7 protein-coding genes are annotated in these 14652 nt (G+C 49.4%); 1 reads left to right on the top strand and 6 read right to left on the bottom strand.

Going from position 1 to position 14652, the window contains the following annotated elements; translation table 11 throughout:
* Positions 1–126: 126 nt before the first annotated feature.
* Together AC0YNT_RS10505 and AC0YNT_RS10500 are read right to left on the bottom strand one after the other, a co-directional pair.
* Complete coding sequence (locus AC0YNT_RS10505; protein WP_475804504.1) at positions 127–2130, bottom strand: ATP-dependent helicase ComFA; 2004 nt, start codon at positions 2128–2130, stop codon at positions 127–129.
* A gap of 104 nt (positions 2131–2234) precedes the next feature.
* Positions 2235–2687, bottom strand: coding sequence for a hypothetical protein (locus AC0YNT_RS10500; protein WP_475804503.1), 453 nt, complete (start codon positions 2685–2687; stop codon positions 2235–2237).
* 207 nt (positions 2688–2894) lie between these two features.
* Here AC0YNT_RS10500 and AC0YNT_RS10495 point away from each other — a divergent pair, with 207 nt between their 5' ends.
* On the top strand, positions 2895–3551 hold the full coding sequence (locus tag AC0YNT_RS10495; protein ID WP_475804502.1) for a DNA-binding response regulator: 657 nt from the start codon (positions 2895–2897) through the stop codon (positions 3549–3551).
* Between the two features lie 770 nt (positions 3552–4321).
* Here AC0YNT_RS10495 and AC0YNT_RS10490 read toward each other — a convergent pair.
* The 4 genes from AC0YNT_RS10490 to AC0YNT_RS10475 form a co-directional block, all read right to left on the bottom strand.
* Complete coding sequence (locus AC0YNT_RS10490) at positions 4322–5050, bottom strand: response regulator (RefSeq protein WP_167280950.1); 729 nt, start codon at positions 5048–5050, stop codon at positions 4322–4324.
* An 8-nt stretch (positions 5051–5058) separates the two neighbouring features.
* Complete coding sequence (locus tag AC0YNT_RS10485) at positions 5059–6219, bottom strand: sensor histidine kinase (RefSeq protein WP_475804501.1); 1161 nt, start codon at positions 6217–6219, stop codon at positions 5059–5061.
* A 172-nt stretch (positions 6220–6391) separates the two neighbouring features.
* Positions 6392–9106 carry a stalk domain-containing protein gene (locus AC0YNT_RS10480; RefSeq protein ID WP_475804500.1) on the bottom strand — a complete coding sequence of 905 codons (2715 nt, stop codon included), beginning with the start codon at positions 9104–9106 and terminating at the stop codon, positions 6392–6394.
* A gap of 954 nt (positions 9107–10060) precedes the next feature.
* Positions 10061–14491 (bottom strand): Ig-like domain-containing protein, encoded by a 4431-nt coding sequence (locus AC0YNT_RS10475; protein WP_475804499.1) that lies wholly within the window; start codon positions 14489–14491, stop codon positions 10061–10063.
* Positions 14492–14652: the final 161 nt, after the last annotated feature.

Genomic DNA, 14652 nt, shown 5'->3' with positions numbered 1-14652 from the left:
AGATGACTGCTGTTGAGTTAGAGTCAGACCGTTGAGTGACTATGTGTGAATATGAAAGCTGGTTGTGTTATTGAGTAGGGTAGAAGAGCTATATAATTAATAATGCAGTGATATTGTGGGGTGTATTCATCCCTTTTTGACGATTGGGTTTCGCTGCTTGAGCCATCTACCCAACCATGTTCGGGAATTCTCGGTGTGAATCATATACCCTCGTTTGCCTGCGATACGGTTCATTCCACGAATATGGCGGACAGCTGCTATTTGGGATCGGGTACGTTCCCTGCCGCAAAAGAAGACATGACCATTAGGGTCATCCCCAGATCTCCCCGCTCTGCCTGCCATCTGGACAAGGGAAGCCTCGTCGAACAAACGACCGTCTGCATCCAGGATATATACATCACTGCGTGGTATCGTTACCCCTCGCTCCAGGATGGTCGTTGTTACGAGCACTTGAATCTCACTTGTGCGGAACCGGCTTACCTTATCTGCTCGATGAGGATCTTGTGACGAAGTTCCTTCAATAGCAGCGATCTTCAATACTGCACGCAGCAGCTTGGCCATTGGTTCAACCTGTACGATGCGCTGGACAAAAATAAACAGTTGGGCACCACGTTCCAGAGAGTGGTGTAGAGCTGTAAGCAGTGTTCTTGGCAAAGACTTAGTCTGTAGAAGTTTGGCGACAGATGGCGTCCGAAGCAGCCTTGGCACCGGCAGTGGATGACGATGATAACGAACAGGCACCCTCGCATGAGGCAGTTCGCCTCTTCTCGCTCTGCGTTGAAGCTCCACTGGCGGCGTGGCAGAGAGCAGCAGCTTTGGTCCGTGAGGGGCACAGCTTTTATCTGCTGCATAATGCAACATCGGATCACCGTGGTAAGGAAAGGCATCCAGCTCATCTATAATGACCAAGTCAAAAGATTGATAGAATCGCATCAGTTGATGGGTCGTCGCCAGCGTAATCTCTCCCGCTTCCCAGCGCTGCTCGCTGCCGCCATATAAGGTGACAACCCTAGCTTTGGGAAAGGCTCGTTTTATACGCGGGTCAAGCTCGATTACGACATCCCGGCGCGGAGTTGCAATTAAAGCTTTGCCGCCGCGTACGAGAACGGATTCAACAAGTGGAAAAATCATTTCGGTCTTGCCAGCTCCGGTGACCGCCCATAGGAGAAATTCCCTTTGGTGCTGCTGCTGTTGTGGCGCTTCGATAAAACGAAGCGCTGACTCAGTGGCCGCAGCTTGCGCTGGGCTGAGCTGCCATTTGGGCAGGTCGGCCGGGATGGAGCTGGCCGGCAGCTGTGGGGCTGGCATGCCCAGCACGAGCAGCTCGCATTCGCGGCTGCGCCCCATCGTGAGGCATGCCGAGCAGTAGGCGCACATGCGCCCGCACGCTGCGCAAGCCGTGCGGTGCATGTGCGCTTCGCTGCTGCCGCATCGCATGCAGCGGCACTCGCGCTGTCGCCGCCGGCCGCTCTCGGCGGCGACAGCGCCTGTGAGGCGCAGCCAGCTTAGCAGCTGCGCTAACTGCAGTGCGCCGCCGATATCTGCGGCGGCGCCATCAAGCAGGGCGTGCGCTTCGCTGCGAAGCAGCGCACGGCCCTGCATGGCCTTGGCGGCCAGCAGCGCAGCTGCCGCCAAGGCCTCCCGCGCGCGAGCAGCTGCGCGCGCGGGGCCAGGGCTAGAGCCGCCCGCGTCAGCGGCGGCTCGCGCCCAGCGCCGGGCAAGCAGGCTGGCATCGCCAGCAGCCTGCGGTCCCGGGCGCCCTAGTGGCGCGCCGGCCGCTTCGCGGCGCGCCTGCTCGATGCAGGCCGCAAGCAAAGCGAGCGGCCCTTCCATCGTACTTCCCCACTCAGCCCTAGCTTCCTCCCACAGCTGCACACTACGTATGGCATCCCCTAGAGGCATAGCTTCACTCCATAGCACACCAGCCTCCGCTTTTTCCGCTCCTAATCTAAACTCTACTGCTTTACTCCTTTCACTCTGCTCCCTCCTTATACCTAGCTCTCTATGAGCGCGTAACGACGCTTCTGCCAGCCCCTCCTCCATCCAAAACTCCCTATCAACTTCGGGATTAATAGTCATTTGAGCGAACCATTGCCCTGCAATATGGATGAGATACACATTAGCCTTCACCAGTCCCCGCCTCTCCCGCACGCAAAAAAAGCACACCTCAATGACGCTTATCGCATCATCGGGGTGTGCTTCACTCCGTGCTTTCAATTGATTTCCATTATAGCTCAAAATGGCATTTTCGACAAATCTGAAGGATTCTGCAAATCTACGAGAATAGCCTGGTCAGGCCTGCTCACAATTCCTTCGCTCCGTAACGTCCACATCAGTTCTGCTGAAGGGTTCTCTGATTGAGAGCGCTTTCGATCATTTAAACCTGCATCCGCATAAACCGTTATATTCCGGTTACCTTCACGGAGCCTTTCGACGATTTCTGCAGTCTGTTCTGCAGAGTGACCATCTACAACGGTTAAATGAACATCCGTCCCCATTCGGCGTGAATACGCTGAAAACTGGCGAATAAACATTTCCATCTTCATATGCTGATCATGAGCAACAAGAACATAATGCTTACTTTCACGAGTCTTGCCTCGCCGAAGCCTATAAGCCACATGCACCGATGCGGCGGCCAAAGCATAACAACCAATCACAAGAAGTAAAATCGCAATCAGGTCGGCCACCTCCTCTTTGTGACAATATATGCCGTTATGCGCCCAGTGGTTCCGGCCATATGGACAAGGAGGACAAAATGTGCGATCGACAGGTCTTTTCACCTGATGTAAAATAAATACAATACAAAAACGCGTGTGAAGCACACCGCTCTTATCCCATTTCTAACGGGAGAGCCGTGTGCTTTTTTTTTATTTTCTATAAGGAGTGAGTTAGCAATGTTCGAAGCTCAATACGAAGAATGGTTAAAAGCACAGTTTGCATCCAGCAGCAGCGAACGCAAACGAAGATTGGAGGAGGAACGTCATGCCGAGGATTTATTCCTCAAAAATGTTTGGTGGCCGGCAATTGGACAATTCGAGCATTTGCACGGTGAGTACGAGGCAAGTGATTACAAAGATGGGCAGCGGTTTCTGGATTATGCCTATATACGTGAGCCCCACAAACTCTGTATCGAGATCGACGGCTACGGCCCTCATTGCCGTGATGCCGATCGGAGGCAATTCGCCGACAGCCTGATGAGGCAGAATCATCTCATCCTAGATGGATGGATCGTGATCCGTTTCTCCTATGACGACGTCAAGAGCAAACCGCGCCAATGCCAACAATTCATCCAACAGCTCTTCGGCAAGCTCTACAGCCTAAAGCCAGACACCGACCTAACTCTTGAGCAGAAGGAGATCCTTCGATACATGAACCTCTTCCGAAAGCCGACTACTCCTAAAGATATCAGCTTACTGTTGAACGTTAGCACAAAGTATGCCCGTAAACTACTGATGGAAATGGTAGAACAACGTCATCTGCAGCCTGCAAAAGTCACTGATCACCGCGTCCGAGCTTATAAACTACCTATCATTACATCCATTTCAAATTAGTCCCCATTCATCATATTCAATAAGACCCTGCCAGGGTCTTATTGACCCAAAACTAGCTACTCTACTTCCACATAAGACCCTCGCAGGATCTTATCTCACCTCGTACTCACCATTTCTCCGCATCCAACCGCCTTTTGCTCATCAATAAGACCCTGCCAGGGTCTTATTGCCCCAAAACTAGCTACTCTACTACCGCATAAGACCCTCGCAGGGTCTTATCTCACCTCGCACTAGCCATTTCACCGCATCCAACCGCCTTTTGCTCACTGATAGGACCCTGCCAGGGTCTTATTACCCCAAAACTAGCTACTCTACTACCGCATAAGACCCTCGCAGGGTCTTATCTCACCTCGTACTCACCATTTCTCCGCATCCAGCCGCCTTTTGCTCACTGATAAGACCCTGCCAGGGTCTTATTGCCCCAAAACTAGCTACTCTACTACCGCATAAGACCCTCGCAGGGTCTTATCTCACCTCGTACTCACCATTCCCCCGCGTTTGACCACCTTTTGCCCACCAATAAGACCCTCGCAGGGCCTTATCCCAACTCACCCCCTCGTCCTTCCCTCCCCACTCCCCCAAACACAAAAAAATCCCGCGTCTACGACACGGGACTCTATTATGTACCTGTAACCAGACCTGCTATGACTTTGGGCCGCCTGATGGCGGGCCGCTCTTCACCCAGTTTCTGCCTCTCGCATGCAGCTTTGGTCTGCCCTCGATCGAGCCCCTCGCCTCCTGCGCGCTAGAGCCGCGCACCTAATGCCCGGCTACAGCGTTACCCAGCCAAACTTGATGGATTGAATAACCGCTTGTGTACGGTCGTCAACCTCCATCTTTTGCAAAATGCTGCTTACATGGTTTTTAACTGTTTTTTCACTAATGAACAAATACTCACCAATCATCTTGTTACTTTTGCCTTCAGCCATGAGACGTAGTACTTCTGCCTCCCGGCGAGTCAGTGGATTGTCTTCACCTGCTACAAATTTCACGCCTGGTTCCATGCCTGCTGCAGCTCCGGAAATAACGCCCATGTCGTCCAAGTACGTCATACGGCGAAGTTGATTAATCAGCTTGCCTGTCACCTTGGGATGGATATATGCATGACCGTTCACTACGGAACGAATCGCGTTGATAAGTGACTCTGCTTCCATATCTTTCAGCAAGTAACCGGTAGCCCCTTTGCGGAGTGTCTCGAATACATAGCTTTCGTCATCATGAATGGATAAGATAATAACCTTCACATCTGGAAAAATCGTCTTCAAACGCTCTGTCGTAACTACACCGTTCTCGATAGGCATGTTGATATCCATGAGTACGATCTCTGGAATAGTGTGATTGCAGAATTCGAGCACTTGAATGCCGTCCCCACATTCCCCAATTACCTCTAGATCGTCTTCCATGTTTAAGATCCGTTTAAGCCCCTCGCGGAAAAGTTGGTGATCGTCGGCTAACAATACTTTAATTTTTTGCTTTGTTCCCGGCGCTGCCTGGTTCATACGTCATCTTACTCCTTTCTACTCTCTACTGAAATTGGGATATGAACTATAATCTTCGTCCCGTGTCCTATTTTTGAGTCGATTTCCATCCTCCCTTCAAGAAGATCTACACGCTCACGCATGCCTATCAAGCCAAAATGGGAGTTATCCTGCGCATGGTTTTCCGTTTGTTCGCTCTGGAATCCAATACCGTTATCCACGATAATAACCGTGACCGTCTCTGTCGAAAAAGCAACCTCCAGCGTGACAAAGGATGCTCTAGCATGCTTGTGCGCATTGGTAAACGCTTCCTGAACGAGCCGGTACACCGCAGCTTCCATGGCCGACGGCATTCTGACTTCTTTGCCGTTAAGCTCGAAGATCGTACGGATCTTCGTCTTATCTTCGAAATCATGAGCGAACTTACGTAGTGCAGGTACAAGACCCAGATCATCCAGGGCCATCGGACGCAGATTGAAAATAATTTTACGAATCTCTTCCAATCCGGAACGAACCTGCCCCTTCAAATCTACTAATTCGTCCTGCACCAACTGAAATTCCTTCTTCAGCAGCATTCTTTCTGCAATTTCCGTGCGAAGAACAATATTGGCAAGGGATTGAGCCGGTCCATCATGAATTTCTCGCGAAATCCGTTTCCGTTCTTCCTCCTGCGCGACGATGATCTTGAGTCCCATCATCTGTCTGTTCTTCGCTGTCTCCAGAATACGTGTTACCTGGTTCAAATCACCAGACAAGTATTGAAGGACAACATTAATCTGAGAGGCAATCGTCTCCGCCCGTTCAATAGACTTCTCCACATTCCGGACCCGCTTCTGCAGATCATCGCGCCGCGTTTTCAAATACGCTTCTTTCTCGCGATAGACCATCAGGTCGAGCTGGATTTGTGTTGCTTTTTCATAGGCGGTTTTGATGTCCTCTTCTTTATATCGAACAAAATCCTTGCTGACTTCAGTCAGCCGGATACGGGCACGCCGATAGTCCTGTTCAAGCTGGTCAACTCTCTCAATCGTCGTTATCGTTTCCGCTAACACGATCTCAAGCTCCTGGCCAAGTGATTCAAGCTCCTGGCGCGCTGATTCGCATATTTCGTAAATTTGAAGTTTACTGTCCTCCATAACGGAGATCGCATTAGTAATTACTTTATTAATATCGACAATGTGCTGGTCCAAAACAATCGGCAACCTTTCTCAAATTCTAAGAATATATAAGTTTCATCTTATAAATAGCGCTTAGAATTCTCCGGATGAAACGCTCCCGCTACCAAAGTACGACAAGCAGTTTCACCTTGTAGAAGGCTATTCCCCCCTATCATAACACACATTTACAACCGCTCGTCCACACTTAATCGATGGCAATCTTTTTCGTCTTGCTGTCATAGGTGACCTTTAGACCCAGCTTTTCAGAGAATAACCGAATCGGAATAAGCGTACGCCCATTCTTGATTATTGGAGCCACTTCCGTCTCGAAAAGCGCGCCATTGATATTCATTTCCTTTTTCCCAATTACCATCTCAAGCATCTTCGATCCATTAATTACCGTTACGCGATTGAGCTTATTGTCCCATTTTAAGGTAGCCCCCATCGCATCGGTTACAAAACGAATAGGTACATAAGTCGTACCACCTGTCTCGAAAGGCGCAACCTCCATAGCGATGGATTCGCCGTTAGACACTGCGGCTTTCTTACCGATTGTCATTTCGATATGACGAGCTGTCGGAGTCGTTGCTGACGCAGCATACTGAAGCTTAATGTTATCAATGCCTACTGTTCCCGTAGCTGCACGCTCGTCCTGCCCATCCGGTGTGGTTACCACATAAATGCGCTTCAGCTTAACAGGATAAGCCATGCCTTTAGCCGACAAGTCGGCTTTGACTGATTTCAAGCCGGACCAATCCAGCTGTTTTGCAAGATCAACCAAATGGACGGCGCCATTCGCATCGATAAACTCGGCACGCAGCCAGTTCAAGCTTTTATCACCATATACATCCACTGTCATGGAAATCGGTGAACCATCGATCGATTTGCCGGAGCTGCCATTGAACTGGGCATATACCGCTTTGGTACCGGTTCCGGCACTAAAGTCATAGGAAATGCTCAATGCCTTCCCGGACGTTTGACCTGGCAGATCCGTCACAAGCTTCACACTTCCCGTTGTTGTAGCAGGAGTCACTTGTGGGTTAATGCCGTAGCCGACACTTTCGAAAGTCTCAAGCGTCTTCTCCGAGCCGCCTTGCGTGAACGGAATCATCGTTGGAAAACCATCATAGCGTCCAATCGCATAACCTGTCTTCGTACCAGAGGTTACAGAACCAACTGTCAGGGTATCTCCGCTAGTCGCTGCTGTAAAGCCGATGAATTCCCATTTCAGCGAATCTCCGGACAATTTATAGGTTTTACCGTTTTTCAGCGTTATTTTGACAGGGATTGATACTGTTGCCCCTTTCGACAATAGGCCAGCTGCCGTGTCGAGCTTCAGCTCAGCAATTTGATCCTGACCGATTACTTCAACCGGGTAATTGGCTGTAACTGCCCCAGATTTAACAGTAATCTTCGTTGAACCTGCCTTAGTAGCGGTAAACGTATTGCCGTTAAACGCGCCTATGCCAGCCGTAGAGCTGCTCCAAGTAGCGTTCGCCCCGTCTACTGTATAAGGGTTGTAGTAGCTGTCATAGCCTTTTACAGAGAAGCTGGTGCTCTGTCCAATAAACAGCACGTTGGAGCCGCTGACCGTAATCCCCTTCAGATTGCCCTGTGGTGCAGTCGTGAACACCCCAATCGAATTGGAAATGCTGCGCTGCGTCGTATTATATTGCGTGGAATGCGCAAGGCGAAGTGATGTTTCCCCAAGCGGACGCTCAATCATCGTTGTTGAACCGCCGCCATCAAGGTTAATCCCTTTATAGACGCCAAGCTTCACCATAACCTGCTGAAGTTCTTTAAGGTTCAGGCCAGTGCTGTCGCCGTAGTCTTCGCTTGTAATCAGGTAGACCTTCGTGCCGTCCTTCGAGTAGCCTACTGCCGAACGGGATACATAGGAAGAGCCGCTTACGCCTGTAATATCACGGGAGAATGTCGCAGCCGCACCGTTATTGACGAGTATCGTATGTCCGCCTACCAGCATTTCAAAGCTTGTAGGATCAACCTTTTGACCAGAGGTCTGAGACACGAGTGAGTAATCTGACGTTACGGCTTGGCCGACTTGTAGATGCTCCATGATGTATTTCGCAGCAGTACCGTGCCCACGAAGGATATATCCGTCAGTCGGAATTGCTGTTGTCAGCGGCTTACCGTCCGAAATCTCCTGAACGACCCCGTTAACTACTAATGCTTCCGTTGGCGTCGCAGAAGAGTTCTTAGGCCGCTCTGCACCGCCCCAAGCGCTATTGTAGATATAGAGAGTATTAGCGTGACTGTAGTTTGATGTACCACCTTCAGGCATATAAGCAGACTGATTGAGACCAGCCAAGACAAAGCTTGAGCCGTCTGCAGACGTAACCTTCCCGTCAAAAGTGTAGCTGTCGATGACTGGCTTACGATCTTTGGTCACCGCAAAAGCGTACATGCCCTTGATTTGCATCGGGCTTGTCATCAACGTTCCGCTAGTTACCTGCGCGCCCATTGGCGAGCCTTCGGTCGTGGTTACGAAAACATCGGCGTTAATGCCTGCGACAGCGCCGTTTTCTTTGGTCATATTCATAACCGTATTCAGTTTACCTACGGTATTATTTTTGCCGCTCATGACGTTCACATTTACATAAGGATTAGATAGATCTACTTCGATGACATGGACATTCGCTTGTGCTGCTTTGCCGCTGCGTGTCGTTTTCCACAAATAGTCCATACGTTGTGCGCCTGCCGTAATATACGACTGCTGAAGAAGCTTAAGGGATGGTTCTGCAGTTGCAGCTTCCACCGTTCCGATCTGCAATGGGTTCCATTCAAAAGAAAGTGCTGACGAGACTGGCTGTGCGAGCAGTGTACCACCGATAACTACAACTGCAATTTTTTTACCCAAGCTTCCCGTCTGCCGGACATTGTTGTTACGTACCTTACTCATTGTATAGCAACTCTCCTAATCTATTAATCTACTCATTATAGACTACTCGAGTGTCGGAAAAGTTCCGTCTATAAAAAATTCTTAATAATTGGTGGTGGGGAGTGCTGGTGGATGAATGGTAGAGGGGGAAAGGCAGGGCTGCGAGGAAAGGTCATTCTTCCGATCGCTGTTGCAGCTGAATTCTTTGAATTTTTTAACGTTGCTATCGTTAGAATTCAGCTGCAAAGGCGAGCACTCCGTTTCTCCAGAATGACCTTCCCTCTCCGCCCCTTCTTGCCCCGCACCCCATCCGCCAGCACCTGGGGGTGGACAGAAAGAAGTAGGTCATCGCGTGGGCCTAGTGCCGCCCACTGATGACCCAGAACCATAGTACTGCAGCATTAAGGTCCCTGAGGGACCTTAAGAGCTAGAAATGAGTAGCTAGTTTAGCGTTAAGGTCCCTCGCGGACCTTAACGTAACTGAATGAGTAAATATGAGCGTCGATTTGGACTAGTGCATGGGCGTTAAGGTCCCTAATGGACCTTAAGTGCGAGAAGAGCCTGGCTAGTTGGCTGGTTAAGATCCCTCGGGGACCTTAACGTAATTGAATAAGCAAAGTTGAGCGTCGATTTGGACTGTTGCGTGGGAGTTAAGGTCCCTAAGGGAACCTAAGTGCGAAAAAAGCATAGCTAGTTCGGTGGTTAAAGTCCCTGAGGGACCTTAACGTAACTAATTGAGCAAAGTTGAGCATCGATTTGGACTAGTGCGTGGGAGTTAAGGTCCCTGAGGGACCCTATGTGCAAGAAGAGCATGGCTAGTTTGGCTGGTCAGGTTCCCTGGGGGACCTTGACCGGACTACTGGATCTCTTTTAACAGGGAGTTCTACTACCGCCCGCTATTGACCTGCAGCGTTCAAACAAAAGCCCCTGCTCAGCGACTTAGTCGCTGAGCAGGGGCTTTCTAGTAAGAGGTAGTTACTCTAACAGATTTACGTACTCTAGCAAACGTTTGATCATTACGATTGCTTCGGCGCGAGTAGCGTTTTTGGTTGGGCCGAAGGTGGTGGCGGTCTGGCCGGTGATGACGCCGATGTATACGGCTTTGGCTAGATCGGTTTTTGCCCAGGATGCCACCTTGGTCCGGTCGCTGAATTTCGACAGATACGATGATTCGGATGACGGCAGAGAAATGGTCACCGCCGCTGCTTTTGCCGCACGGGACATCATGACCGCCATCTCTTGACGGGTAATCGGGCTGTTTGGCTTAAAGGTACCGTCGGTATTACCTGTTACGATTCCCGCCTTGGACGCTGCTCCGATGTAAGCAGCCGTCACGGTCCCTGCTGTTACGTCCTTATACTTCGCCGCGTCGCTCCGGCTGCCGGACAGTCCTAGTCCACGCACGATGTAAGAAGCGAACTCCGCCCGGGTAATCGAGCTTTGTGGATCAAACTTCGTTGTTGATCCCGATCGGCCTTCGATAATGAACTTGTTTGCTAGCATTTTAATCGTGGAACCCGCCCAGTGCGAGCTGATATCCGTAAATTTCGAAGAGCCGCTGACTAGCGCGTAGGCACTGTTGCCTTTTCGCTTGAACGATACAACCGTCGAACCGTTGCTGGTCGAGAAGGTCGTTGGCACATATGACAGCTTGCCGGTTTGCGGATCCAGCCAGACAACAGCGCTGTTCGTTGCATTAATAGAAGTAGTCGATTCGAAGCTGCGTTTTACGTAACCGCCGAATTCAGGAATTGTTACCTGATTATTTCCGTTCACAACGGATGCTTCGAATACAACAGGTGTCGACAACAATGATGCCCCTGCCTTACTAATCGCCGAGGTTAGCGAGCTTGTCATTGATGTATTGCCTCTTTCCATCTCAATCAGCAAGTTCCCTGTTGTGTAGCTTGAACCAACTAAGGAAGCTAAATTTTTGAACACTAAGGCATTCAGCGGTATCTCATAGACAAGCGAACCGTACTGCACGGCAAATGATGCGCTTGAACTTAAGCGATAAGCACTTTCTAGAGCTGTGAGCGGAACAGCAACAATGCCTGCCCTCTCTGAGCTTGGAACTTCAAACACGACACGCAGATTGCTGATGCCGGCTCCCTTACCTGCAGTATAAGCTGTCGTCAGCTTATCTGCCGACACGGTATACCGTGAGGTGCTGTATCCCCCTGGAGAGATATCCGAGGTCGTAGTGGCCATAGAAGCCGTAAGTCCGATGCCGCCCCCATCTGCCTCCTCATAATTACCTGGCAGAGAGTCAATAAGGGTCGTTTGGTTCGCTACAGTAACATTCGTGAAGCTATCAATGATACTGCCGTCTGTGGTACGTAAGCTATTTGATGATGTTGCATAATAAGTAATGGTAACGGCATCGCCAACACTAGGCGCTCTTGATAGGGTCAATACAACCGTATTACCGCTAATCGTTACATTGGTCGCCGGGTCGGACGAATTATCTACTTTAACAGCGAAATAAGCGGATGAAGGAACATAAGATGTGCTGAGTGTTTTCCAGAAAGACAAGGTCAGCTTGGTTCCTTTCGCAACTGCTCCATATAATCCGTTATCTGTAATTGGCGCATTCGCTACTGATGCCAATACATTGCTGAACGCAGCCGCCTCATTACCTGCTAAATCGACTAAAGACGTGTATAACTTCGAGTAGGACACTCTAACCGTCGAACCTGATGTAATTTCAGGACTTACCGTCAGGAATACCTGAGCACCCGATACCGATACTTGTGTTACGTTACGAACTGAATTATTAACAACAACACTGTATTGTCCGGTTGATGGCCTTCTGGAGGAATCCAGCGTTTTATTGTAAGTAATGATGATAGATGATCCATAAGCTTCAATCGATTGATAAGCTGGTACCGATGTATCAACCGAATTTGTAAGAGAATAGCCGCTGAAGTTGTTTACTTTATTACCTGACGCATCCTGCACCGGATAAGAACCAGCCGTATACGATACACTTACATAGGAACTGGATTCAATCGATGCATTAATAGCGATTATCACTTTGTTACCTGAACTGTATACAGAAGTTGGCGTGTAGTAATTGCCCCCAACGTAGACACTGAACTGCGAATAGGCGTAGGTGCTGAGCGTAGCCAGATTTTCTGAAAAGATCAGGGTCACGATACCGCCTGCAGCCGTACCACCGGTCAAATAAGGCTTAGTTACATCCACTGCCGTTGTAACCGTCTGTGAATTTAGACTCGCAGCTTGATTGCCTGAGAGGTCACGAATACCCAATGTTGCTGTGGATGGCTTCGTGTAGGAAAGCTTCACCTGCTGACCATCTACAATGGTGCTGGACACGGATAACGTAACTGTAGATCCAGATACCGAAATCCCATTAACGGAGCGGTAAGCCCCATCTACTGTAATATAGAAGCTGCCTGCGGTTGGAATCGAATTTTCCATAAGGCCTTCATTATAGGTCATCACAATAGTTGACCCATTGGCTTCAAGCTTCGAGACAGTCGGAGCCGCCGTATCGCCGCCAAGTGTCTTGAATGTCCATTGATACTCATTCTGAATCCCGTTAAAAGCATTTCCCGCGAGATCTGTTACGGCGTTCGGATCGATAACCGCATAATACACAACATTTGCCTGCAGCTCTTGATTCGGCGAAATGATCAGCTTCTTGTTATTTTGCGGATCAACGCTTACCGATGTTCCGATCTGCTGAGGGTTGCAAGTACCACTTGTGCTGCTCACACATTGAAGGGTAATCTGCCCGCTGCCAGGCTGAACAGCTTCGCTGAAGGTAGCCGATAACGTCGCTTTCGTATCAACCGAAATAGCATTATTAGCAGGAGAAGTCGCCACCAAGGTCGGCTTCACATTATCTTGCGTAACCGTGTATCTCCAGCTTGATGAGCTTGTTAATCCGTCAAAATACAATCCTACCCCGTCTTTAAAAGCACGGCCGCCAAATGTCACATAATAAGCTGTATTATTAACAAAAGCTTTAGCGGATTCACTGCCATAGCTGCTTGTCGCATCAATCGTAATCGTATCTGTCCCGCCGCCGGACACCCGGCCTGATGTAACCGGGATGGAGCGGAACAAGGTGCCGCTTGTAACCGTGCGAATCTCAATCGTTCCGCTGTCTTGGAATACAGGTTCTGTGAACGTTAAGACGAGCTTGCCCGTTGTTGCCGTCAGAATTCCGCCAGGTGATGGTGACAGAGTCTGAAGTGCAGGTTTTGTCGTATCATTGCCATACCCGGTTGTAAAACTCCATGCCGAAGCATTCGAAATACCTGGGAACAGATAATTATTGCCGGAGTCGGTCTCAATGAACGCTCCCGCATCTACTAGTACATAGTAAGAGGTATTAGCGCTAAATCTCGGGCTGGAAGGCAGCGTAATCGTTGCCGTCGCCCCTGTAAGCACGACTTGTGAAGAGCTTGTTTTGATTTTGGCAAAAGTCGTATTGGTCTTGAACTCTTTAATCTCAATATATTTCTCCGTACCCGCCATCACATTATGGTCGAAGGTCATGGTCAGCTTATCCGTTAACACAGATACAGAAGTGGCGTTATCAGCCGGTGTAATGGAGACGATATTAAGCGGGGCCACATCCGTATGGAAGCTCCAGCTTACGTAGGAAGCTCCTCCCGTCTCTAGCGCATTGCCAGCACCATCCTGAAAAGCTGTTCGAGGAATCGTAACCGTGTAATCCGCATTCGAATCCAAAGAAGCAGCTGGCGTGATCGTAATCTTATTCGTACCGCTGCCTTGCACCATGCTAGAGGTTACGGGAATATTTTTAGTATCCGCAGGACTGCTTAAAGTCACGCTGCCACTAGTCGCGTAGACCGGTTCGCTGAATTGAAGAATAACCTTACTGTCTACGGACACTTGAGTCGCACCTGAATCTGGTGACTTAGTCGTAATCGAAGGAGCTGTCGTATCCACAACCGCCGCAGTCCTGAAATTCCAAGCGGCAGCACTGGATATTCCCGCATAATAAGCACCGTTAGACACATTGGCAAAAGCACCGTAATCAATCAGTACATAATAATCCGTATTCACATTCAGATCGGCATCCGGATTAATAGTAACTACTCTGCTTGTCGCATCGAGTCTGATTTTGCCGGAGTTCATTGGGATACTTTCGACAATATTACTGGTGTTATAGTTATAAATCGTAATGGTGGCCGAATCGGACCCCCTTGTTACAGCTTCATCGAACGTTAGTGTCAAATCGCTCGTAGGCGTTATCCCCGTTGCGTTATCGGCTGGGCTCATGCCCACAGCTACAGGTCCACTTGAGGCAGCATGAACGGTAGTCGTATCCCCCGCCCATCCAGAGAGGCTTATTTGAAGCATCAATAATACAGCTATCAAGAAACTAATTCGACTATGTACTTTCATTCCCCACAATCACTCCCCAGCTAAATACACTTGTACCCTATTTGTCGGCAAATCGACTTGAAAAATTTAGGCTAACTAGGTATTAGTCGAAGTTCGAGTAGAAAAGGTTGCATCAGAAAACGACAAAAAAGCCCCGAATCCAAAAATTCAGGGCTTTCTAT

The organism is Paenibacillus sp. J22R56 (assembly GCF_056269375.1).
This window is presented reverse-complemented; position numbering and strand designations above follow the sequence as displayed.

Coding starts and splice junctions, on each gene's coding strand:
- AC0YNT_RS10495 (WP_475804502.1), top strand. CDS start 2,895: ATGTTCGAAGCTCAATACGAAGAATGGTTAAAAGCACAGTTTGCATCC.
- AC0YNT_RS10480 (WP_475804500.1), bottom strand. CDS start 9,106: ATGAGTAAGGTACGTAACAACAATGTCCGGCAGACGGGAAGCTTGGGT.
- AC0YNT_RS10475 (WP_475804499.1), bottom strand. CDS start 14,491: ATGAAAGTACATAGTCGAATTAGTTTCTTGATAGCTGTATTATTGATG.
- AC0YNT_RS10490 (WP_167280950.1), bottom strand. CDS start 5,050: ATGAACCAGGCAGCGCCGGGAACAAAGCAAAAAATTAAAGTATTGTTA.